Here is a 24,122-nt window from a genome sequence, read left to right as displayed (position 1 = left end):
AGCCAGGCTCAGGCCTTGCCGCCCATTTTCTTCATCCAGCGCCTGCTTTCCTGGTGCATCAACCAGTCAAACGCCTTGGGCGCGTGGCGCTTAACCATCCACATACGGCGTTCTTTTGCGTGCGGCAGCACCCAGAAATCACCCTTTTCCACCGCGCGGATGATATCGTCAGCCACATCCCCAGCGGTAATGGTGGAGCGCTTCATCAGCTTGTTCACGTTCTGCTGTATACCGGGAATATCCGAGCGCATGCTGCTGGTCAGATTGGTCTGGAAAAACGCCGGGCACACACAGCTGACATGTATACCGGAGTCTCTCAGTTCCTGGCTCAGGGTTTCCGAGAGCGCGATCACACCGGCCTTGGATACATTGTAGCTGTCCATCAGCGGCGCAAGCATCAACCCTGCCATGGAGGCGATATTGACAAATGCGCCGGCGCCCTGCTTCTTGAACTGCGGCGTAAAGGCCTTGCAGCCCCGAACCACGCCCAGCACGTTGATGTCCATGATCCATTCCCAGTCGGCCATGGTGGTGTCTTCAATGGAACCTGCAGAGGCAACACCGGCGTTGTTGACCACAACGTCCACCCCACCCCATTTACTGGTCAGGTCCGCACAGATTTTCTCCAGGTCCGTCAGCCGCCGCACATCGCACTCAACGAAGTAACCTTCGCCACCAGCGTTGTTGATCTCCTGCTCTACGGCAACGCCCTGTTCCGGGTTAATGTCACCAATGCAGACCCTGGCCCCTGTCTTGGCATACTTCAACGCAATCGCCCGGCCCAGGCCACTGGCCCCGCCGGTTATAAATACTCGCTGTGTCATCTGTGTTTCACCGTTGTCTTAGTTATCCGAGTTCGTTTTATCTGAATCAGTGCAAGAGCTGGAGCCGGATTACGCTTCCAAAACACGCTGTGAATACGTCCCTGTACGCTCCGCTCCGCCATCCATGGCTCCGCAGGGTTTTGGAAGCGTAATCCGGCCCCAGCTCCCCAACATGTCAGTTAGCCGCTTGATCCCCACTCGACACTGGCACGCTCTGAAGTCCGCCCCCCAAAGTTCGACTGAGCGGACGGACGGGGCGTTCTGAAACTGTACGGAGCCATGGATGGCGGAGTCCAAGCGTCACATGGATGTGCCGAAGGAGCGTGTTTCAGAACGCCCCGTCCGTCCGCTCACACTCCGAATTAGCGGTCTCACTTCCGGTATTTAGCCAGTTCAAGGCGGGCAACCATCGCCCGGTGAACCTCGTCCGGGCCATCGGCCAGCCGCAGAACCCGAGCATAGGCGAACAGCTGGGTCAGCGGGAAGTCGTCGTCGCTGACACCGGCACCACCGTGAATCTGAATGGCATCATCCACAATCTGCTGAAGCATCTGCGGAATCACCGCCTTGATCATCGAGACTTCCTGCAAGGCACCCGCGATACCCTTGGTATCGAGGGCCCAGGCACACTTCAACGTCAGCAGCCGCGCCTGCTCGATCGACATGCGGGCATTGGCAATGATGTCCGGGTTACCACCCAGCTTGGCAATCGGGCGACCAAAAGCCTCGCGGCTGGTGGCGCGCTTGATCAGCAGCTCAAGGGTGCGTTCTGCCGCACCGATGGCTCGCATGCAATGGTGTACGCGGCCGGGCCCAAGACGACCCTGGGCGATTTCGAAGCCGCGGCCGGGGCCGGCAATAAAGGCGCTTTTTGGCAGGCGCACATTCTCGAAGGAAACAACACCGTGGCCGTAGGGCTCGTCGTAAGCACCGAATACGGGCAGCATGCGTTCGATTTTTACACCCGGGGTGTCCAGCGGCACCAGCACCATGGAGTGGCGGCGATGTTTGTGGGCCTCCGGGTCCGTCAGGCCCATGAAAATGGCGACCTTGCAGTCCGGGTGGCCAACGCCGGTGCTCCACCATTTGCGACCGTTGAGGACGACTTCATCACCCTCAACAATGGCAGTGGCTTCCATGTTGGTGGCATCGGAAGAGGCGACCGCCGGCTCTGTCATGCAGAAGGCGGAGCGCACTTCGCCGCTTTGCAGGCGTGGCAGCCATTCGGCTTTCTGTTGTTCCGAGCCGTAATGGATCAACACTTCCATATTGCCGGTGTCCGGCGCGTTGCAGTTGAAGATTTCCGGGGCGATAAAGCTGCGGCCGGTTTCCTCGGCAATCAGGGCGTAGTCCGAATTCAGCAGGCCGCAGCCGTTTTTCTCGTCTGGGAAAAACATGTTCCACAGGCCCTCGGCCCTGGCCTTTTCCTTGAGTTCCTTGATGACAGGCAGCACCACCCAGCGGTTTTCCTGTGCCATCAGTTCCTTATGGTACTGCTCTTCAATGGGGAAGATTTCTTCCTTCATGAAGGTTTTGACGCGCTTGAGATAGTCCTGGCCTTTTTCGGAAATATTGAAATCCATCGCCGTATCCTCGTGGTTTGACCGATATGGCATCAGTCTAGATTTCCCCGAACTATTACGCGACTGAATTATTCTTATCCTTTATCATAAAATCTGCTTATTCGAGAACAGGAGACGCCCATGGCACTTAACCGGCTCGATCTGAACCTACTGCACGTATTCGACACCATTTACCGGGAAGGCAGCCTGACCCGCGCAGCCCGGGCCCTGCACCTTACCCAGCCGGCGGTCAGCCATTCCCTGTCACGGTTGCGGGAACATTTTGATGACCCCCTGTTCAGCCGTCAGGGTAACCAGATGGTGCCGACGCCTCTTGCCCGTCGCTTTCTGGAATCCATGCGGCCCGGGCTTACTCAGATACAGAGCGCGGTGAACCAGTTTCACGCGTTCGACCCCGCCAACCAGCGTAAGACCTACTCCCTGGCATTGCGGGACATTCTGGAGTCCACCTTTTTGCCGAAACTGATGGGCCGGCTGGAGAGCTACCCGGAACTGGAGATTGTCAGCCAGCGCGTGCCCCGGAGGGATATGGAAACCCAATTGGCAGCAGGCAAACTGGATTTTGCCGTAGACGTGCTGTTGCCGGTGAGTAACCAGACAGCCCATGAGTTGCTGAGGCGGGACCGGTTGGTGGTTCTTGCGAGAAAAGGCCATCCACTGACCCGCGAGGGGCTGACCATGGAGAAATACCTGGAGGCAAAACACGTGCTGGTGTCGTCCCGGTCCGAAGGGCCGGGAATTGAGGATTTCGAACTGTCACGGTTCGGGGTGCAGCGCACCATCCGCCTGCGGTGCCAGCACTACTATGCGGCCTGTCGGGTGGCGGAAGGGACCGACCTGCTGTTGACCATGCCCGAGAATTACGCGCGGATCATTGCCGAGCGTGCCGACATAAACATTCATAATGCTCCCGCGGACCTTCCGGGGATCGATGTCCATCTTTACTGGCACAAGGCTTACGAACGGGAACCGGCACTGCTCTGGTTCAGGGAACAGTTGAACCGCATTGCCTGACTAGTAAGCACCCACCAGCTTCAGAAAACCCAGGAACCCGGCCGCCGTGATACCCAATGACAGGGTAACGATACCGAAGCCCCACCAGATCGCTGCACCCTCGGACACCGGCGCATCATGGCCCCGCAATGTGCGATAAAACGCCCAGGGCCCGAGGATGAAGGCGCCCAGCACCGCGAATACAAGACCAATCGCCACGCCGGCAAAGGTCCACGTGGCCAGCTCAGTGGCGCGTTCGGACACCTGCTCCTTTACACCGTGGCGAAGCAGAAACTGCTTGCAGAAGAACCAGATCAGGGCGAACAGGACGATGACGAAAATGAGTCCGCCAACCAGGGTAATCAGGCGATAGAACAATGTTAATCCTCAACCGTTGCTTTAACAGGGAAAATAGGGCTTCGGCAGGCATTCAAACCCCGGTCTGGCAAAGAGGTAACCCTGAAACAGGGTAATGCCCTGGGACCGTAACCAGAAGTACTCTTCTTCGACCTCCACGCCCTCGGCCACGATTCGGCCGCCGAGTTGCGACATCATCGTGATGATACCGGCAACGACTGCCTGCTTGTTAGGCTCTTTATGAATGTCCCGTACCAGGCCCATATCAAGCTTCAGCAGATCTGGCGGGCTCGCCATCAGTATATTGTAGCGGGAATAGCCAGCTCCGAAGTCGTCCAGTGCGGTGTGAAACCCCATCCCCCGATAGGAGTTGATGATCTTCACAAGATGATCCAGCGAAGACAGATCTTCGGTCTCAATCAGCTCGAAAATAATTTTCCGGGTATCAAATTTGTAGGTTTGTGCCGCCGCCAGCGTGGTCCTGATGCAATACTCGGGATTGTAGACCGCATTGGGCATGAAGTTGATACTGAGCATCGTCTCCATACCCAGACGGGCCGCCAGCTTTACCGCTTTCACGCGGCAGATCTGGTCGAAGGAATAGCGGTTCTTCTCGTTAACCTTTGACAGCACACTGTAGGCGCCTTCACCCTCCGGCCCACGGACCAGAGCTTCATAGGCATAGACAGTTTCGCTGGTAATATCAACAATCGGTTGAAATGCAAAGGTGAATGAAAAATCGAGGCCTTCTCCGCAAGCGCATTGCTCACAATGAGACTCATCAAACAACTCGGTAGGCTTATTCACTCAAACTCCTGACCAGTTAAACGGATCACTACAACGAATCCGACATCTTAAAGCAATAAAACGAACTATAGCCATCGAACCAATACCGGTAAAACCAAGTATTGTTAAATCGTGTGGATTCCTTGTGCCACATGACTACACTAAACCAACATATCTATGTACGAACAAAGCGACCCGAAGGAGTATCCGGAATGGCCCAGAAAATCCGCATTGCCGTCACACCGGGTGATGGCATCGGCCCTGAAGTGGTTGCCGAGGCAGTGCACTGCCTGGAAGCATTGAGATCCAGCCACAATCTTCCCCTCGAATGGACCCGCTTTCCCTGGCCCTCCCACGCCTGGCACGAGGAGAACGGCGAATCCATGCCAGGTGACGCCCTGGAGCAGCTGAAACAGTATGACGCCATCCTCCTCGGTGCTCTCGGGGATCCGGGACCTGTGGACGACCCTGAGCGCTACCTGTTGCCAGACAGCATTTCCCTGGCGCCGCTGCTGGACATGCGCAAGGGCTTCGACCAATGGGTTTGCGAACGCCCCGCCAGGCTGCTGCCGGGCGCCCGCCAATACCTTGCGGACGAACGTGCCAAAGATATCGACATGCTGGTGATCCGGGAAAACAGCGAAGGTGAATATGTAGGCCAGGGCGGCCGACTCCGCAAGGGTTTACCGGACGAAGTGGCGACCCAGATGGAGGTATTCACCCGCCGGGCCACCGACCGGATTATCCGTTATGGTTTTGAGCAGGCCCGTCTCCGGGCAGCCGCCCGTGCCGAGGAAGGCAAAACCCGCCACTTCAGGACCCTGGATGGAAGGACCTGCGAAAGCCAGGTCTGTATCGTCACTAAACGCAATGCGTTGCGTTACTGGGGTGATATGTACAGCGAAGCCTTTGAGGAAATGGCCAGGCAATACCCGGACGTGGCAACACACCACGAGCTGGTGGATGCAGCGTGCATGAAATTCGTGCAGGCACCATGGGCTTTCGATGTGGTGGTGGCCAGCAACCTGCAGGGCGATATCCTGACCGACCTGGCGGCAGTACTGTCCGGCGGCATGGGAGTTGCGCCCTCCTGCAACCTCAACCCGGACGACCCGAACATGCCGTCCATGTTTGAGCCGACCCACGGAAGTGCACCGGACATCGCCGGACAGGGGCTGGCCGACCCGACGGCCATGCTCTTTACCACGGCAAGGATGCTGGAATGGCTGGGGCGGAACGACCCTGCGGTTGCCGCTGCTGGACGGGAATTATTCGATGCCGTCGCCGCGGACCTGGCGGAAAATGCCGGTGCCAGACGAGGCACCCAGGAAATTGGCAAGGCCGTCCGTGATCGACTGAAATAGCCTATTCGGCCATCACAAACTCAAGCCGCCCAGGGGCGACCCTTACGCCCATGGGGACCATTCCGAACATCCGTTGGGCGAAGTCCGCTTCGTCCAACCGGTAAACCGGCATGGTCTCAAGCATCTGGGCAACAGCCCGCATTACCGTGTCTGTAACCGGTTTCAGATCGCCTTTGAAAAACGGCGAATCAATACTGCTCTCCAGCAGCTGCAGACGACGGATGTAGATCGCTTTTTCTTCACTGTCGTATACCGGGGCCCCTTCCACTTTCAGAGCGATGTCCACCGGCAGCTTTGCCAGCAGAGCATTGAGGGACACCTGGCCACGCAAATCAATCACCGCCACGTCACGGCCGTCCGGCCCCAGGGTGACATCCGCATTACTCAGACTCAGGCTCAGAGGCGAACCGCTTTGCAGTTGCTGGCGATCGAAGTCACTAACGGTGTCCTGGAGGTGTCGCTCCAGTGTTGCTTCGGATATGGAATAGGGAGACAGGCTGGCGCAGCCGCCAAGCAAGGCCAGGGCAAACAGAATAAACGCCGGTAACAGCCGGGCTGGTGTCGTAAACATCAGGAAATCTCCTTTAAAGCCCGCTGAGGGGCGGCGGGTACTAATCGTTTTCGGCCCGGACATCCACTGTGGGCTCCAGGTTCTCGTCCAGTACCACATGAACTACGATGGGCTGGCAGCAAACCTGGCAATCCTCAACATATTCCTGATCGGCTACCGATGGGTCGACGCTGATTTCCAGCGTCTCCCAACAGTAAGGGCATTGCACTAGTACGGAGTCCAGAGCTGACATGGCCGTCAGAACTGCTGCTTGGCCATCCAGGGGATGATCCTGTCGAACGCTTCGTCCAGCTTCTCACAGGTTGTGGAGAAGCTGATCCGGACGGCATTGGTACACCCTTCACCAAACGCGTCACCGGGAACCAGACAGACGCCGGTTTCCTTGAGCATGCGCAGTGCCAGGTCTGAGCCATCCACATGGGGCGGCAGATCCGGGAACGCGAAGAAGGCACCGCCGGGCTTGTACCCGGTCATGTAAGGTGTCTGGTCAATCAGCTCCACCACCTTGTCGCGACGTTCACGGTAGATGTCCACCATGTTACTGACGCACTGCTGGTCGCCGGTCAGGGCGGCCACGCCAGCAAACTGCGATGGTGTGTTGGCTACCGACGTCGTGAACATGTGAAGCCGGCGCAAAGACTTGATAGCGGCCTGGCTCGAAATCACCCAGCCTACCCGCAGCCCGGCCATACTGTAGGTTTTCGAGAAACTGCTGATGCACATGATGTTATCCAGGTCCATCGAGCAGTTCAGCACGCTGGCGAAGTCATCATCATCAAAAATCAGGTGGTCATAGACTTCGTCGGCGTAAACCTGGATTCCACGGTACGCGCACTCCTCAAGGATCGTTTCGATGGTACTGCGAGGATACACGGCACCGGTGGGGTTATTCGGGTTGTTGAGAATCAGGGCAAACGTGCGCGAGCCCATGGCCCGGATGACTTCATCGGGGTCCAGTTGATGGTTATTTTCCGCGCGGGTGGGGACAAATTTCACCTCACCCCCGTTCATGCGGATCAGCGGTGCATAGAGCAGGAAGGACGGATCCGTCACGATAAACTGCCGCCCGGGTGCGGAGGTCGCCGAAATCGCCAGGTACATGGCCTCGGTGGCACCGCTGGTAACCAGGATGTTATCCCGGGTCAGCTTGCGATCGTAGCGGGCGCCGTAATAGTCCCGCAACGCCACCAGCAACTCCGGCAGGCCCGCATCCATGGTGTAACCCGTCTGCCCGGCATTCAGGGCATCGATATAGGCATCAATGACATGCTTTGGTGTCGGCAAGTCCGGCTGACCAATGGAAAGATGAATGACATCCTTCATGGTGGCCGCCATATTCACCATGCGACGAATGCCCGGCACCGGAACTGCCTGCATCGCAGGGTTCCAGCTGGCCTTGTTCTTCCGGTACTTCACTTTACGCGGTTTGGTCTGGCCGGTTTCTTTATTGGCGGCTTCTGCCATAAACACCTCCTGGGAGCGGGGCAAAAAGTAGATACCCCTGCAGGTTAGCCAGTAAACAGGGGCCGTACAAGACATAAAACAGAAAGATTCAACGGGTAGCCTGAAAGGCTGCCAGCACTGTTGCCACAGGGTCTACGACCATAAGTCTATAACGGCTCAGGTTGACCAGCTCATAGTCAGATACCAGACTGTAAGGCTGATATCCGGACTGTCGATTCCCGCGACCGGACGCGGACAAACTGCATTGGCGGAGGACAGATGACCCAACACAGCAAACCGGTTGTGACCGTTCTGACAGCACCCGGAGAGAAAGAACCTCCCGGTATGGACGCGCTGCGTGCCCGGGCGGAGGTTCGCTTTGCCTCCGATGAGCCCACCCTGCGGGATACCCTGCCGGGCACCGACGTGATGATAGTGACGGATTTCAGGACTGACGCATTGGCGGCAGCATGGCCTTCGGCCGACAAGTTGAAGTGGATTCACGCCACCAGCGCCGGCGTTGATGCGCTGATGTTCCCCGACCTGATCGAGGGCGATGTGACAGTGACCAATGCCCGGGGGATTTTTGACCGCACTATTGCTGAATATGTGCTGTGCACGATTCTGATGTTCGCCAAGGATTTTCCCCGTTCACTGCGCCTGCAGGCAGACCACAAATGGCAGCACCGGGATACCGAAAGGGCCGAAGGCAAGCAGGTGCTGATCGTAGGGGCCGGCTCCATTGGTGGCCAGATCGCCCGGCTCTGCAAGGCCGCCGGCCTGAAACCCCATGGCATTGCTCGCAAGCCACGCCATGATGACCCGGATTTCATCGCGGTTCATGGCAACGACGATCTGACCGAACAACTGGGCCTGGCCGATTTCGTGGTCATCGCGGCTCCGCTGACACCCCAGACCGAGGGGCTGTTCAACGAGCAGGCGTTCAAGGCCATGCGCACCTCCGCCCGCCTGATCAACATCGGCCGCGGCCCGGTGGTAAAAACCGACGACCTGATAACCGCCCTGAATAACGGCGACATCGCCGGCGCCGCCCTGGATGTATTCGAGCAAGAGCCCCTGCCGGCAGATCACCCGCTCTGGGACATGGAAAACGTCATTATGACCGCGCACATGTCGGGGGACTTCATTGGCTGGAAAAGGGCACTCACTGACCAGTTCCTGGAAAACCTGGACCGGTGGCACAAGGGTGAGGAGTTATTCAACCTGGTCGACAAGAAGCTGGGGTACGCCAGCAAATGAACACTTGCGGGCGCGAATCTGGAGGAGTTACCGGATTACGCCTCTGGCCAGTCCGGTAAAGCCGACTTTTCATGTATTAAAAAAGCGGAAGCCCTCAACAGGTTTCCGCTTTTTAAATCGATATAATTTTCAGGCTATTCAGCTACCGGACAACGATGTATCCGAAGGATCAATCTCCATCTGCTGAATCGCGATCACCGCCTGGGTCCGGTTACGGACCCCCAACTTCCGGAAAACCGCCGTGATATGCGCTTTTATGGTTGCTTCCGATACGTCCAGATCATACGCAATCTGTTTGTTCAGAAGCCCCTCGGCCAACATACCCAGGACCCGGAACTGCTGCGGCGTCAACGACGCCAGCTTTTCGGAGAAATCGGTCATGTCCGAATGCATCCGCTCGATCTTGTCCGCCACACCCACCGGCAGCCAGACATCCCCTTCCAGAACGGCCTGAATCGCCTCGGTAATGGTCGGCAAAGGGGCGGACTTCGGAATGAAGCCAGACGCCCCGTAGTCGATCGAACGGCGCATTACCTGCATTTCCTCCGATCCTGACACCACCACTACCGGCAATCCCGGGTATTGCCCGCGCATAAACACGAGCCCCGAGAAACCGTGTGCGCCCGGCATGTTCAGATCCAGCAACACCAGATCCGCATCCGGGTGCGACTCCACCGCCGCCTGCAGTGCCTTGATGCTGTCCACTTCTACGGTCTTGGCATCAGGTACCGCCTGACTGACCGCCTGTTTCAGAGCTGCCCGAAACAGCGGGTGATCATCGGCGACGATAATGGTTTGTGTCATTCAACAGATTCCTCACAGCCAAACAGCCTGAGTGCAAGCAGGCCTTACTTGTTTCCACGACCGCTGATCAGGTCATCCACTACACCGGGATCCGCCAGTGTGGAGGTGTCGCCCAGTTGGTCGTGCTCGTTTGACGCAATCTTACGCAAAATCCGGCGCATAATCTTGCCTGAACGAGTCTTGGGCAGTCCAGATGCCCACTGGATGACATCCGGGGACGCAATCGGACCGATCTCCTTGCGCACCCACTGAACCAGCTCTTTTTTGAGCTCGTCTGAAGGTTCCTCGCCGTGAACCAGGGTCACATAGACATAGATGCCCTGCCCCTTGATATCGTGCGGGTAACCCACCACGGCGGCCTCAGCGACCTTGTCGTGCGCTACCAGAGCGCTCTCTACCTCGGCAGTACCCAGACGGTGACCGGACACGTTCAGAACGTCGTCCACACGGCCGGTAATCCAGTAATAACCGTCCTCATCACGACGGGCACCGTCGCCGGTGAAGTACATACCCTTATAAGTGCTGAAGTAGGTTTGCTTGAAGCGCTCATGGTCGCCAAAGATGGTGCGCATCTGGCCTGGCCAGCTGTCCAGGATAACCAGGTTACCCTCGGCCTTGCCGTCCAGAATATTGCCATCGTTATCCACCAGCGCCGGCTTTACGCCGAAGAACGGCGTGGTGGCGGAGCCAGGCTTGAGGTCAGTGGCGCCTGGCAGCGGTGATATCAGGATGCCGCCGGTTTCGGTCTGCCACCAGGTATCCACGATCGGGCACTTGCCGTTACCAATCACGCGGTGATACCACTCCCAGGCTTCCGGGTTGATGGGTTCACCAACCGATCCCAGAATACGCAGGCTTTCGCGGGTGGTGCCATTCATGCAGGACTCACCTTCGGCCATCAATGCACGGATGGCGGTGGGCGCGGTGTACAGGATATTCACCTTGTGCTTGTCCACCACCTGCCCCATGCGGGAACTATCCGGGTAGTTGGGCACACCCTCGAACAGCACCGTAATTGCACCGTTGGCCAGCGGGCCATAGAGGATGTAGCTGTGACCAGTGACCCAGCCAAAGTCAGCCGTGCACCAGTAAACGTCGCCGTCGTGGTAATCGAACACGTATTGCTGGGTCATGGAGGTGTAGACCATGTAACCGCCGGTGGTATGCAGCACGCCCTTGGGAGCGCCCGTGGAACCGGAGGTGTAGAGCATGAACAATGGATCTTCGGCATTCATCGGCTCTGCAGGACAGTCGGTCGACGCAGTCTTCATCAGCTCTTCGTAGCTCAGGTCCCGGCCGTCTTTCCAGGCCACATCGCCGCCGGTGCGCTTGACCACAATCACCTTGTCGACGTCAGCACCGGCTTCATTGTTGAGGGCCGCATCCACGTTCTTTTTCAGCGGGATCTTGCGTCCACCGCGAACACCCTCGTCCGCCGTTACCACAAAACGGGACTTGCCGTTGGCAATACGCGCGCCGAGCGCTTCAGGAGAGAAACCACCGAAGACGACAGAGTGGATCGCGCCGATACGGGCACAGGCCAGCATGGCAACGCCGGTTTCAACAATCATGGGCATGTAGATGGTGACCACATCGCCTTTTTTCACACCCTGATCTTTCAGGACGTTAGCGAACTTGCAGGTTTCTTCGTACAGCTCGCGATAGGTCACGTTACGGGAATCGGCGGGATCGTCACCCTCGAAAATAATCGCCGTCTGGTCGCCACGCTTTTCCAGATGGCGGTCCAGGCAGTTGGCAGCAGCATTCAGCTGGCCGTCCTCAAACCACTTGATGGACAGATTGTCGTAATCGAAGGTGGTGTTTTTCACCTTGGAGAAAGGCTTGATCCAATCGAGGCGTTTGCCATGTTCGGCCCAGAAGGTCTCCGGGGCGTCCACTGATTGGCGGTACATTTTTTCGTACTGATCACGGTCTAGCAAAGCGTGTTTGGCCACGTCCGGAGTTACCGGATAAACCTGTTTATCAGTCATTGTGCTCCCCTTTATTTGTCAGAGTCTGTTGTCATTGTCGGTTTTGAAATATAGAGCGTGCGGGCAAAAAAGCCCTGAAGACGGATGCCCATAGTTCAACATGCGTGCCAGTGAACAATGAATTAGACTAACGTCCTAATGCGCCAGCACTTTTAGTCAGAATGACGACTTTACTAGGGGTGACCCTGTTGTTCTGAAGCCGGCCCTTACAAGGATAGACCCACTGGCAGAAACAACAAGTGAAGCGGGCCCCCGGGGAGAGGGCCACTATCTATCCTTCGGGTTTCAAGCTGCTTTCTTGCGGGGCTGGGCAGCGCGAAGGCTGTAGAGCTTGCGCTCTTTCAGCGCGTAACGATTGAGACCGCCAAGGTGAATCTTGCGCAGGTATAGTTCCCAGTCAATCCGGCGCGCATCCACCGGGAACAGGACCCGGTCCATCTCCCCCATGCGAGCCGCCAGTGCCAGCAGCCGGTCATTACGGAAAATATAGTCAGGCGCGGTATAGAATCCGAAGATGGTGGCCAGCGACCGGGTAGTATCCAGGTTTTTCAGAACTTTCAGCTCCCTGTTCTGGCCTGCCAGCCTCAGCGCCTTCCCGGCAATGGACAGGGGCAACCTCATACCGCCCACCACCACATCAAACAGTTTGCGGTTTACGGCAATGAAGGGCCTGGTGGGCTGGCGATAGAACAGCTGGCCATAATCCGCGTAGTTGGATTTCGCCTCCGCCATCAGATGATCGATAAACCCGCCCAGTGAAACCGGGTTGGAGCTGCCGCTGCAGCACTGGTAGATCCTGCGCTGGCCGGTTTCGGCAATCGCTTCTGCCAGTGACAGAATGATGCTGTTGGCAACCAGATCCACCGGAATGACATCAATGATGCCACTGCGCTTACCCGGGAACAGGGACACCTTTCCACGGGCGTAGGCCAGGATAATCGCGTCGGCAACCTTAACGCCCTCAATCCAGCCTGGTGACGGCTCTTCCAGCGCACTCTCGATGATGGACGGACGCACGATAGTGAGCGACCTGCCGGACAATGCTTTCATCAGCAGCTGTTCGCCAAGCCATTTGGTAAAGGTATAGGTATCACTCCAGCCGTAGATATTGGCTTCGCGAATTCCCAGGTCCACCAGTTTTTTCTCGAGCAGCTTACCGGAATACCGGGACCGGACATCGGCGATCTTGTCCTGCAGCAGATGCACAAGCTCATCAATTTCGTAGTAACCATCGGTGCTGCGGGGAATGGCTTCGCCTGCCGGCTTGATAACAGACTCGGTCACTTGGCCTGAATTCTTGCCATTGACATAACAGGTCGAAACCTGGATGACCGCCATCGCTTTGTTCATCCGCGCCAGAGCGGCGGTGTTCTCCAGGCAAAGGGTGTTGATCTTGAGAGCCTTGTCGAGCTCCTCGCGAAAGTTGACGCTGGCAGCGGAGTTGATGAATGCATCCACCCGGCCTGCAAGTGCCTTGAAGCCGTCCTGTGACAGGCCGAAACGTGGCTCCGTGACTTCACCGGTAATGCAGTGAACACGGCCTTCGATAAAATGCTCGAACGCTTCGTTATCTTCATGGCGCAAACGCGCGAATACCGACGAGCTGGCGATCTCATTGAGGAAGCGCTCGCGGGCATCCGGGTAACGTTTGTTGCCTCGGATCAGAAGATGAATGCCACCGATGTCGGGTACCGCACGAATCAGTTTTTCCAGCACCACCTTGCCGAGAAAACCGGTGGTACCGGTAATCAGCACGTGTTTACCCCTTAATTGTTCCACAACAACGGACGCCGGGGTTCCGGTGTTTTGTTGCTTTGCCATGGCGCGAACTCCTTCTCTCGGTCACTGCGCAGCCGTTAAGCGCAGCGGCTTCCAATTCAAGAATGACAGATTCCTGACCTTTGCATTTTGCGGGCCACGATTCCGAATATTGGGTCAATGTTTCCACAGGCACCGTTACAGCACGGTGACACACCGTGAAGTTACGCCACAAAAGGCGTAAATAAAATGACGATATAATAAGGTGATTTCCGGAAAAAAAGGGAGACCGAAAACCGTCAGGAACCGTTCCTGTCTGCCAGGGACCGCAACAACTGGTCCAGCGAAATATCGGAGGGCAGCTCCTTGAGCGCCTTCGCCAGGCGGCTCTGATCGCCGAAGCTGACACGATCATAATAGGGTTGGACCTGTTTTCTGGCGTCTTCGGCCGGGGCGCTGCCTGAACCAGCATCGCGCTGATCCGGGCCCGGATCAATCTGGCTGGCCAGCTGCTGAAGGTGGGTCGCCAGATGTGCCCGCTGCGCCTTCCCCAGACGGTTCCAGTCAAGAGTGGCCAGGCCGCTCTTGAGGATTTCGACGGTGTCGGCATCCATTGTGCGCCCCAAGAGTGCAAACAGGGCGGGAAACGCCTCATAACGCAGCGAGGATTCATCGCCGTTACCCGCCAGCACTCTGTCGATATCCGCCACCAGTCGCTTACATTCCGAAACCGGTGCCGGTGGCGGACCCGACTCATTACTCCGGGTGGCAGCAGCAGGTTCCGCAGGCGTCGACGAAACCCGATGCCAGTAAGCTGCAATCCCCGCCTTCCGGGCGGGAAGCTGACGCAATCGCACGTTCAGCATGTCCGAGAGGGTGCGAAACTGGCGACAGGAGGGGTCCGACGCGGGCATCAGGGCTACCGGGCGCTGGTTCAGTACAGACTGGCGCAGCGTCTCATCCCGCCAGATAGCCCCCAGGTAATGCAGCTGTATCCCCAGGTGGCGTTGAGCGGCCCCGTCCAGACGCTGAAATACAGACCTGGCCTGACTGGCGCCCTGCGCCATATTGACCACCACGCTGGGGGTCCGCCGATAACCTCGTCGAATCAGTAACTTTACCAGCGAGAAGGCATCCGTCAGTGAGGCCGGGTCGGGCGTAACCACCACGCAGGCCAGCTCCGCCGCAGCGATCATGTGCATGCCGGTTTTCTGTAATCCGGATGCGGTATCAATAATCACATACTCGTAGTCTTTCTCCAGCCGGGATAAAGCTTTGAGTATCCGCAGGCTATCATCCGCCGGCATCTCCACACACTGCTCGACACCGGACGCACCTGGGATGATGTGAAGCCCCCATTCTGCCTCCATAACGATATCGCGAAGACTGCAGTCCCCGGCCATGACATCAGCCAGGGTCCGTGTCGGATAGCGACCCAGCATTATGCTGACATTGGCAAGGTCGGTGTCACCGTCCAGCAACAAAACCCTGTAACCCTCACGTGCAAGAGTCAGGGACAGGTTCAGGGCAACGGATGTTTTGCCCACACCTCCCTTGCCACCGGTAATCGCCAGCGTTCGGGGTTGGGCTTGATGTTGCTTCTTGGCGATGGAGTCCGTCATGAGTTCTTGATAGGCGCTGTCTGATCCGTTGACTGGCACAATTCCGGGAAACTTGTGAAGCGTTTAAAGTGTAACCCGGACGGTGTGGTAACTGTAGCCAAAAACGCGACATTCAATTGCCGAAACTTGCGATGATCGGCCACATTTTATGTGTAAAAAGTTTACACACATCGAAAGGCGGGTAATACTCTGTCTAAAAAAGGAACAGCAACTGTTTAACAAGTGCAACTTATTGTCTATGCTCAGGCGCAATGTTTTTCATGAACAAACTGTCAGAAACTGACAACTAATCAGCTATCGAACACAGGCAGGCTTATGCAGATTGCCCCTGACATACAGTTACCGAGCCTCCCGGAGGTGACCCTCAGGGCACTGGAAGCCTGTCATCAGGACGCAAGCTACCGCAGGATAAGTGACATTGTTTCCTCTGATACGGCGCTGGTGTCACGGGTGCTGGCACTTGCCAATTCGGCGCTTTACGGGCCGGTCGGTGAAATTCGGTCAATAGACCAGGCCCTGCTCCGCCTGGGCACACGCCGTTTCCAGACCCTGGTGCTCACAGCCGCGCTTCGCCAGATATTGTATGAGCTGGCCGCAGACCAGTGGCAACAGCTCAGGGATTTCTGGCGACATTCCCTGACCACGGCGCTCACCGCCCGGGCGCTGGCGACGCTGACGCGCTACTCCGAACCCGACCAGGCTTTCATGCTGGGCATGCTTCATAACGTGGGTGAGCTGATCGCCCTCAAGACGCCGCCGGGGGAAATCCGCCAGTATTATTTTGACCACCAGGCCGACATTGCCGCTGAGCTGGTCAGCTCGTGGGGGCTCGGCGCCATGGCGTCCGACGCCATGCGATACCAGCAGGCCATGCCAACGGATATTCGCGATGCCGGCCACCTGGTCAAACTGATCAGCCTGGCCACGCGGCTGGCACTGTCAGACGCGGCCGGTATCGCCGCGGCCGGCACCATTTTCGGACTGAACGAGGAACTGACACGGGAAATCAATCGGCGCATTGACCGGGAAGTCGGCGGGGTGGCCGAGTCCCTGGGCATACCCCTGTCCGATGAATACGATGCCAGTCACTCCAACCACAAGCTCAAGCAGACGATACTGAAACAGGCCATGGCGAACCAGGCGCTGGAACTGGCCCCGATAAGGAGCAGTGCCCAGGAGTGCCTGGCCGCGACCGTGAACAGCCTGACGCTGATTACCGGTCTGCCAGCACTGTATTTCGGCCAGGCCGGTGATGGTCTTGTCCTGCTGTCCGCAAGCAATGGCGACGTTCCCGATTTCACTGTTGCCAGCGGGCCCGCCTCCAGCTTACTGACCGAGGCATTCGCCAGCGGAGGTGTACTCGGCCTCGACAACCGTTCGCCAACGGTGCTGGACCGGCAGCTACTATCCCTTCTGAAAACCCCTTCCATGGTCGCCATACCCGTAAACGGTCACGACCAGTGCGCCGGGGTATTTGCCGTGGGCACGGATAGCGAGAATTCCAGGCAGACCGAAGAGATCGGACTCCTGTTCAGCGAAAAGCTGTCACTGTCGCTTGCCGCCATGCTGGCTGACAGCAACAACAGTCAGGACAGCATCGAGGCAGAATTGGCCCAGGAGGCCATCCGGCGTCAGGTACATGAGGTCAGCAATCCGCTGACCATCATCCGGCAGTATATCTATCAGTTGAGAAACCGGCTCGATGATGACGAGGTTCAGGAAGAGCTGGACGTGATCCGGGATGAGCTCGATCGGGCCGGAGATCTGCTGTTGCAGATCAGCCGCGCCCCCGACCATGGCAAAGCAGAGCTGTCCGGTACGTGCAAGCTGAATGACGAACTGCGAATACTGCGGGACCTGCTGGAGGACAGCCTTTTCAGCGGCGACGAAAAGTCGTTGACGCTGGTTCTTTGCGAGGAACCGACCAGTGTATCTGTACCGGGTGCCATTATCCGGCAAGTAGTCATCAACCTGGTCCGCAACGCGGCAGAGAGCCTGCACGAGGGTGGCAACGTATCCATCCGCACGCTGGCCCCTGTCTGGCAGGGCGGAAAAACCTGGGTTGAACTGGAAATCGCGGATAGCGGAGAAGGAATTCCCGCCGACGTTCGCAACAACCTGTTTTCTCCGGTTCAATCCACCAAAGGCAAGGGCCACAGTGGCCTGGGCCTCAGCGTAGTCAAACAACTCATTGATGACATGGAGGGCATCATTAATTGCCGCACGGGACGTGGAGGGACAGCATTCCGGATACTGTTACCCGCGGCGGCAAATAACAAAAACGATGACGAATGACGAAAAGCGACGGGCGCAAACAATGAAACCTTCGAGCACCGAATGGACCTCCGGCAACGGCGCAACGCCACGCGTTCTTGTCGTGGATGACGACCCGAGACTGTTATCCAGTCTGGCATCACTGCTCAAAGGCAAGGGCTATGACGTCACCGAGGCGGAAGGTGGCCGCATGGCCTACCGTGTGCTGGAAACGCAATCCTTTGATCTGGCAATGCTGGATCTGAGGATGCCGGATGTGGACGGATTCGATGTCATGGAACGGTTGTCATCGCGGCAGCCGGACTGCGGCGTTATCGTGGTCAGCGGGGAAAGCTCATTCAGCTCCGTCAGCCGGGCCCTGCGCAGAGGCGCCCTCGACTATATCCGTAAACCTTTCGACCCGGAAGAGCTGCTAACGACCGTTAACAGCGTGCTTGGCAAACGTTCGTTGATTCGCGCCCACGAGCACGTGCGCATGCGACTGGAGAAGTCGGAGGAACTGCACCGTTACATCGTCAACAGTTCTCCGGATATTGTTTTCATGCTTGATGGCAATGGCCATTTCTGTTTTGTGAACAGCAAGATCGAGAGCCTGCTAGGCTATCAGCCGGATGAGCTGTTCGGCCGCCACTTTCGTCATATCCTCGATGACCGGGACATTGCCCGGGGCACCTATGCGCTCAAGGGCCCGAACATTTCCGCGGACAACCCCCGCACCCTTGAACTGAGGCTGAAAACCCGGGGGAGCCGGAAGGCCAACCGGCATTTCGAAATCACGGCATTCCCCATCGATCCGGCAACCTGGCCCCACTCCAAGGACGACGTTGGCAAACATGGTGGCCGGGAGGCCCGCTATTACGGCACTGCCCGCGACGTTACCGAGCGCAAGGAAGCAGAGGCCTTTATCAACTTCCAGGCCTATCACGACCTGCTGACCCGGCTGCCCAACCGTGCCCTGTTCAAGGACCGTCTTGATCTGGCCATTACCCACGCCCGCCGCAGCGAGCAGAAACTGGCGGTTATGTTCCTCGACCTGGACCGCTTCAAGGTCATCAACGACACTCTTGGCCATGCCATGGGCGACCGTTTGCTGCAGGCGGTTACCCAGAGGCTGGAACGCTGCCTCCGCAAGGGTGACACTCTCTCCCGCTTTGGCGGTGATGAGTTCACCCTGCTGCTGCCCTCTATTCACAGCCATGAGGATGCACGGCAGATTTCAAAGAAACTGATCACGGCCCTGCGGGCGCCGTTCCAGCTCGGTGATCACGAAGTGTTCGTAGGGGTCAGTATCGGCATTGCCATCTATCCGGAGGCGGGTGAATCGATGGATCACCTGATCCAGAATGCCGACATCGCCATGTACCATGTCAAGGCTCGCGGAAAGGACGGGTATCGATTCTACTCCGAGAGCATGAGCATCGACACTGCCAACCGCCTGAACCTGGAGCGGGATCTGAGGCTGGCGCTGGAAAGAGACGAGCTAAGGGTGTTCTACCAACCCCAGGTCTGCTCGACCAGCAACCGGATAGTGGGCCTGGAGGCCCTTGTGCGCTGGCAACATCCCGAGCGGGGCCTGCTGTATCCCCGGGACTTCCTGCCCCTGGCGGAAGAGACCAAATTGATCGCCAAGCTCAGCGAATGCGTGCTGGACCAGGCCTGCCGTGATGTGGGGGAATGGATCCGCAACGGGCACAGTAATCTGCGACTGGCGGTCAATCTGTCACCGGTGCAGGTTGAGCATCCCCGGTTTGTGGAAACCCTGATGGATCAGATCCACGCTCATGGGTTTCCGCCGCAAAATCTCGAGATCGAGATCACAGAAAACGTGATCATGAACGATCTTGAGCAGATCAGTAAAAAACTCCGTGAACTGGCAGCGTTTGGCATCAGGATAGCCATCGATGATTTCGGCACCGGCTATTCCTCTCTCAACTACATCCACCGCTTGCCCATCCACACGCTGAAAGTGGACCAGTCCTTCGTCAAGGCCATCCGCAGGGGCGAGGAAGGTGCCTGCATCGTCAACGCCATCGTTGCCATGGCCCACGGCCTGAAACTGGAAATCGTGGCGGAAGGCGTTGAAACCGACGAACAACTGGCCTACCTCAAAAGCCTTGGCTGCCATCAGGTTCAGGGTTTCTTCTATGGCCCGGCACGGCCGGCTGATGTGATCGAGAAAACCCTCGGCCAGGTTACTGCCCGCGCTGTTGCGTACTGACCTATCCTCACACCGCTGCAGCCCAATGTCCGATAATTCTGGCGTCACCCAGGCCCAGCCGGGCCAGGAACGCACCGAGCCCGGCGGGCGCCTCTCCCGTAAACAGGGCCGCATCAAAGGGCGCGGCATTAAACGGATGAGTCAGCTTATCGTGGTTACACCCCTGCTGTTCAAGCAGCCAGGCCGTGCGACGGGCGATGGCGTCACCAGAGTCCACCCAGTATTTCACCCCAGGCAGATGCTGCCTCAACAGTTCACCGATCAGGGGGTAATGGGTACAGCCCAGCACCACTGTATCCACGCCGGCATCGCGAAATGGCTGCAACGCCCCGGATAGCAGCGCCTCAGGTATCGGCGTGCCGGTCACCAGCCGCTCGATCCAGTGGACCAGATCCGGATGCCCGACGCGCTCAACGATGCAGCCATCGGCAAAATCGCGGATCAGGTCGGTAAGGTAGGGACGCCGCACCGTAGCCGGCGTTGCCAATAGGCCAATGCGACGATTGACCGACATCGCGACGGCCGGCTTGATCGCGGGGACCACACCGATAACCGGGATCGAGGTCATTTCCCGCACATGGGGAAGCACCACCGTACTTGCGGTATTGCAGGCTACAACAATGAGGTCACAGGGAAATTGCTCGAGTGCGGCTGCAATCAGCGACTGGCTGCGCTCAATCACCACCGCCTCCGCCTGATTACCATAGGGGAAGCCGGCATTATCGGCCAGGTAAAGTAGTTTCACGGCGGGCAACTGCCGATGGATACAGGCCGCAACGCTCAGACCACCCACACCGGAATCAAAAACCAGCACCCTCGGGGTTGTCACGCTTGCGCTCCCTCCTCACCACTGATTTCCCGCACCATGGCGTCAATCAACTGGCCGGCAATCGTGGTCGAAGGCGGGACAGGGGGCAACTCCCCCGGCCGGAACCAGTCTGCCTCGGCGATTTCGTCTTCCTGCAGTGTCAGGTTTCCGCCGGCATAGTCGGCAAAGAAGCCCAGCATCAGCTGATGGGGAAACGGCCATGGCTGGGAGGCCTGGTAACGAACACCGCTGACATCCAGACCAGTCTCCTCTTTCACCTCTCTTGCCACCGCCGCTTCAATGTTTTCACCCGGCTCGACAAAACCTGCAATCAGGCTGAAAAAGTGGCGTTTCACCCGTGATGAACGGGCCAGAAGCATACGATCATCCCGGCGGATGACAACAATCACGCAGGGTGCCAGCCGCGGATACCAGGGAATGCTACAGGCCTCGCACCATTTTGCACGCTCCAGTGGGTGCAAGCCGGTAGCCCCGCCACAGCGGCCACAGAACCGGTGATCCCGCCACCAGTGGTGAACCTGGAAGGCCGTGCTCAACATGTCTGCCGGCGCATCTTCCATCATCAGCAGTGCGTCTCGCAACGGTACAGGCTCGGGCGCGCCCGGAAGAGCATCAGCATCAGCATCAGCCTCGGCAACGTAGACGGCCTGACCGTCCCATTGGCCCACATAAACCGCATCAGGTTCGGCCTTGGCAAATGGGGACACCGCTCGCCATTGATTCAGCCACCCGATATCCGGTTTGAGAACAGCATCACCGGCAATGGTCAGTACAAGATCATGCTCCTGGGGAGCTTTGTTCGACCAACCGGGTGTCCATATCGCCATAATCCGGATCCTGCAGCTATGATGAAGTCAGAACTGAAAATGTACCACACCGACACAACACAACTGAACGACACCATGTCTTTCGGCACCGTGCGCAACCAAGTAAACTTAGCGCCTCTTTCTGAGAACCGGAGCGACCGTGTATGCGTTTTTTCCTGGGCCTTCGCAGCCTGTTCCTGACCCTTTTCCGGAAAATCCTTTTTTTGTGGGTCCGGACGGATGTAAGCGGCAACAGCACGGAAACCCTGGGACTGGACCCGGAAAAACCGGTTTGTTATGTGCTGCAGTACAGCTCACTCTCCAGCCGTCTGGTACTGGAACAGGAGGTCCTGAACGCAGGTCTGCCCGGTGCCGAATCCTCCCTGCCGGTGAAAAACGGGCCAAACCATTCGTTTTTCTTTCTCTACCGCAGGATCGGCGGCCTGTTCCGGCGGCGCCGGACACCCGTTCCCACCAGCGAGTTCCGGGCGCTGGTCCGCCACGGCCTGGAACATCCCGAGCAGGACGTGCAGATAGTGCCGGTATCACTGTTCTGGGGGCGCTCACCCGACAAGGAAAGGTCGCTGGTCAAGCTGGTCCTCTCGGACACCTGGTCTGTCGCCGGCCGATTGCAGAAGTTTCTGATTATCCTGGTGCATGGGCGCAGCACTTACGTACAGTTTAACCAGCCCCTGTCGCTGAAACAGGTTATTGACGAATACCGTCACAGTGAAGAACGCGCCAACCGCAAGCTGGCCCGTATTCTTCGCACCCATTTCCGCCGTGTGCGCCAGGCTGTCCTGGGCCCCGACCTGTCCCATCGCCGCACGCTGGTCGGTGGCCTGATACGTACCCAGGCCGTCAAGGAAGCCATCCGCGAAACCGCCCGCAAGGACGACATCCCTCCGGCAAAAGTCCGCGCCAAAGCCTACAAGTACGCGGATGAGATTGCAGCAAACATGTCCGTTGTCACCATCCGCGTGATGGAAGTGTTGCTGTCCTGGCTGTGGAACCGTCTCTATAACGGCATTTCCATCAACAACATCCAGGTGGCCAAGGAAGTGGCCCAGGATAATGCAGTGGTCTATGTACCCTGCCATCGCTCCCATATTGATTACCTGCTGTTGTCCTACGTGCTCTATAAAAACGGCCTGATGCCTCCGCATATCGCCGCGGGCATCAATCTGAACATGCCCCTGGTCGGACCTGTTCTGCGCCGTGGCGGTGCGTTTTTCATGCGCAGGAGCTTCCGTGACAACCCGCTTTACGCCACGGTATTCAACGAATACATGCACGTGATGTTTTCCCGGGGCTACTCCGTTGAGTACTTTGTGGAGGGTGGGCGCAGCCGCACCGGCCGGATGCTGCAACCGCGCCCGGGCATGCTGTCCATGACCGTTCGCAGCTTTCTCCGTGACCACCGCAAGCCAATCGTGTTCGTGCCAGTCTACATCGGGTATGAAAAGGTGATGGAAGGTCGTTCCTACCTTGGCGAGTTGCGGGGCAAGAAAAAACAGAAGGAAAGCGTGTTTGCCCTGGCCAAGACGGTCCGCAAGCTGAGCAACTCTTTCGGCAGGGTGGCGGTTAACTTCGGTGAGGCCATACCGCTCGCCGATGTACTGGATGAGGCCCAGCCCAGCTGGCGAGAGCAGGCCTACGATTCCGATTACCGCCCAAAATGGCTGAATCGCGCCGTGTCTGACCTTGCCACCCGCGTGGCCTCCCATATTAACGCCGCCGTGGCCGTCAACCCCATTGGCATTACCGCCACGGCTCTACTGGGCACCGAACGCCTTGCCATGGATGAGGGCCAGTTGATACGTCTGATGGATCAGTACGCCGATCTGCTGAAGGCTTTCCCTTACGCGGAAACCATTACCCTTCCGGAGGGCAGTGGCAGAGACTGGGTCGCCTACTGTGAAAGCATGGGGCTGATCACCCGCCAGCCCCAGCAGCTTGGCGATATTATTGCCCTTGAAGGCACTAACGCCATACTGATGACCTATTACCGTAACAACATCCAGCACCTGTTTGCGCTGCCGTCACTGATCGCCAGTCTTTTCGAGAACAAGCCGTCACTGAGCAGGGACAGGATCAAATTCCTCGCCGGTGTTGCCTATCCCTACCTGAAGTCGGAACTGTTTCTGAAATATCACCCGGATGACATTGCCGGGGTCATCAACCAGTGGATCGATGTACTGATATCCAGGGGCCTGCTCCTAGAAGAGGAGGATGAAAGAATCAGCCGCCCCGAGGAGGGCACCGAGGCCATGCTGCGTTTACGGATGCTCTCACGATTCATAATCCAGACGCTTGAGCGCTACCACATTTCCATTGGCATTCTGCGCAAGTACGGGTCGGGGAAAATTACCGCCGGTGAACTGGAGGAGCAGAGCACACTGCTGGCTGAACGCATGTCCATCCTGTTTGGTCTCAATGCTCCGGAATTTTTCGACAAAACCCTGTTCCGCAACTTTATTGCCAATATGCAGGAGAACGGCGTGGTCAGCACCGATGAGAATGGCCTGCTGTGTTACAGCGAGGGCCTGGATGAGGTCGCAGAAGATGCCCGACTGGTTCTGAGCGTGGAAAAACGCCAGGCCATCCAGCAGGTAACCATGTTGGGGGCCTGAATGTCC

18 protein-coding genes and 1 pseudogene are annotated in these 24,122 nt (G+C 57.7%); 6 read left to right on the top strand and 13 right to left on the bottom strand.

Annotation, left to right across the window (positions count from 1 at the left end):
- Positions 1-8: 8 nt before the first annotated feature.
- Both DIT71_RS12385 and DIT71_RS12380 read right to left on the bottom strand, forming a co-directional pair.
- Positions 9-824, bottom strand: a complete 816-nt coding sequence (locus DIT71_RS12385) for an SDR family oxidoreductase (protein ID WP_114613533.1) — start codon at positions 822-824, stop codon at positions 9-11.
- Between the two features lie 371 nt (positions 825-1,195).
- Positions 1,196-2,407, bottom strand: coding sequence for an acyl-CoA dehydrogenase family protein (locus DIT71_RS12380; RefSeq protein ID WP_114613532.1), 1,212 nt, complete (start codon positions 2,405-2,407; stop codon positions 1,196-1,198).
- Between the two features lie 120 nt (positions 2,408-2,527).
- Here DIT71_RS12380 and DIT71_RS12375 point away from each other — a divergent pair, with 120 nt between their 5' ends.
- Positions 2,528-3,421, top strand: coding sequence for a LysR family transcriptional regulator (locus DIT71_RS12375; RefSeq protein ID WP_114613531.1), 894 nt, complete (start codon positions 2,528-2,530; stop codon positions 3,419-3,421).
- On the opposite strand, the gene DIT71_RS12370 is transcribed toward DIT71_RS12375, so the two are convergent.
- Positions 3,422-3,778 carry a hypothetical protein gene (locus DIT71_RS12370; RefSeq protein WP_167507462.1) on the bottom strand — a complete coding sequence of 119 codons (357 nt, stop codon included), beginning with the start codon at positions 3,776-3,778 and terminating at the stop codon, positions 3,422-3,424.
- A 21-nt stretch (positions 3,779-3,799) separates the two neighbouring features.
- Positions 3,800-4,564 carry an EAL domain-containing protein gene (locus DIT71_RS12365; protein WP_114613530.1) on the bottom strand — a complete coding sequence of 255 codons (765 nt, stop codon included), beginning with the start codon at positions 4,562-4,564 and terminating at the stop codon, positions 3,800-3,802.
- A 191-nt stretch (positions 4,565-4,755) separates the two neighbouring features.
- On the opposite strand from DIT71_RS12365, the gene DIT71_RS12360 reads away from it, so the two are divergent.
- Positions 4,756-5,907: an isocitrate/isopropylmalate dehydrogenase family protein gene (locus DIT71_RS12360; RefSeq protein ID WP_114613529.1), complete on the top strand. Its 1,152-nt coding sequence runs from the start codon at positions 4,756-4,758 to the stop codon at positions 5,905-5,907.
- A 1-nt stretch (position 5,908) separates the two neighbouring features.
- Here DIT71_RS12360 and DIT71_RS12355 read toward each other — a convergent pair whose 3' ends face one another.
- The 3 genes and pseudogenes from DIT71_RS12355 to DIT71_RS12345 all read right to left on the bottom strand — a co-directional run.
- Positions 5,909-6,478: a DUF1439 domain-containing protein gene (locus DIT71_RS12355; protein WP_199491009.1), complete on the bottom strand. Its 570-nt coding sequence runs from the start codon at positions 6,476-6,478 to the stop codon at positions 5,909-5,911.
- Positions 6,479-6,518: 40 nt separating this feature from the next.
- The gene (locus tag DIT71_RS12350) at positions 6,519-6,710 is read right to left on the bottom strand and encodes a CPXCG motif-containing cysteine-rich protein (RefSeq protein WP_114613528.1); all 192 of its coding nucleotides are present in this window, start codon (positions 6,708-6,710) and stop codon (positions 6,519-6,521) included.
- A gap of 95 nt (positions 6,711-6,805) precedes the next feature.
- Positions 6,806-7,801 (bottom strand): annotated as a pseudogene (locus DIT71_RS12345) (pyridoxal phosphate-dependent aminotransferase); the annotation flags it as partial.
- Between the two features lie 399 nt (positions 7,802-8,200).
- Between DIT71_RS12345 and DIT71_RS12340 the strand changes: the two are divergent.
- Positions 8,201-9,181: a D-2-hydroxyacid dehydrogenase gene (locus DIT71_RS12340; protein ID WP_114613526.1), complete on the top strand. Its 981-nt coding sequence runs from the start codon at positions 8,201-8,203 to the stop codon at positions 9,179-9,181.
- A 138-nt stretch (positions 9,182-9,319) separates the two neighbouring features.
- Here the strand turns inward: DIT71_RS12340 and DIT71_RS12335 are convergent, their stop codons facing one another.
- The 4 genes from DIT71_RS12335 to DIT71_RS12320 form a co-directional block, all read right to left on the bottom strand.
- Positions 9,320-9,985 carry a response regulator transcription factor gene (locus tag DIT71_RS12335; RefSeq protein ID WP_114613525.1) on the bottom strand — a complete coding sequence of 222 codons (666 nt, stop codon included), beginning with the start codon at positions 9,983-9,985 and terminating at the stop codon, positions 9,320-9,322.
- Positions 9,986-10,029: 44 nt separating this feature from the next.
- Positions 10,030-11,976, bottom strand: coding sequence for an acetate--CoA ligase (gene acs, locus DIT71_RS12330; protein WP_114613524.1), 1,947 nt, complete (start codon positions 11,974-11,976; stop codon positions 10,030-10,032).
- A 285-nt stretch (positions 11,977-12,261) separates the two neighbouring features.
- Positions 12,262-13,797, bottom strand: coding sequence for a fatty acyl-CoA reductase (locus DIT71_RS12325; protein ID WP_114613523.1), 1,536 nt, complete (start codon positions 13,795-13,797; stop codon positions 12,262-12,264).
- Between the two features lie 236 nt (positions 13,798-14,033).
- A complete protein-coding gene (locus tag DIT71_RS12320) occupies positions 14,034-15,356 on the bottom strand; it encodes an AAA family ATPase (protein WP_114613522.1) in 1,323 nt (440 codons plus the stop codon).
- A gap of 315 nt (positions 15,357-15,671) precedes the next feature.
- Between DIT71_RS12320 and DIT71_RS12315 the strand changes: the two genes are divergently transcribed.
- Together DIT71_RS12315 and DIT71_RS12310 are read left to right on the top strand one after the other, a co-directional pair.
- Complete coding sequence (locus DIT71_RS12315) at positions 15,672-17,651, top strand: HDOD domain-containing protein (protein WP_114613521.1); 1,980 nt, start codon at positions 15,672-15,674, stop codon at positions 17,649-17,651.
- Between the two features lie 22 nt (positions 17,652-17,673).
- Complete coding sequence (locus tag DIT71_RS12310; RefSeq protein WP_114613520.1) at positions 17,674-19,848, top strand: GGDEF/EAL domain-containing response regulator; 2,175 nt, start codon at positions 17,674-17,676, stop codon at positions 19,846-19,848.
- A 7-nt stretch (positions 19,849-19,855) separates the two neighbouring features.
- Here DIT71_RS12310 and murI read toward each other — a convergent pair whose 3' ends face one another.
- Positions 19,856-20,677, bottom strand: a complete 822-nt coding sequence (murI, locus tag DIT71_RS12305) for a glutamate racemase (RefSeq protein WP_114613519.1) — start codon at positions 20,675-20,677, stop codon at positions 19,856-19,858.
- Complete coding sequence (nudC, locus tag DIT71_RS12300) at positions 20,674-21,504, bottom strand: NAD(+) diphosphatase (RefSeq protein WP_114613518.1); 831 nt, start codon at positions 21,502-21,504, stop codon at positions 20,674-20,676. Before nudC ends, murI begins: the two co-directional genes overlap by 4 nt.
- A 143-nt stretch (positions 21,505-21,647) precedes the next feature.
- Here nudC and plsB point away from each other — a divergent pair, with 143 nt between their 5' ends.
- Positions 21,648-24,116, top strand: coding sequence for a glycerol-3-phosphate 1-O-acyltransferase PlsB (gene plsB, locus DIT71_RS12295; RefSeq protein ID WP_114613517.1), 2,469 nt, complete (start codon positions 21,648-21,650; stop codon positions 24,114-24,116).
- The last annotated feature ends 6 nt before the right edge of the window (positions 24,117-24,122 follow it).

Origin of the sequence: Marinobacter vulgaris (assembly GCF_003344045.1) — a bacterium.
Taxonomy (GTDB): Bacteria; Pseudomonadota; Gammaproteobacteria; order Pseudomonadales; family Oleiphilaceae; genus Marinobacter; species Marinobacter vulgaris.
Note: the sequence above shows the minus strand (reverse complement) of the source record. Positions and strands in the feature narration are given on the sequence as shown.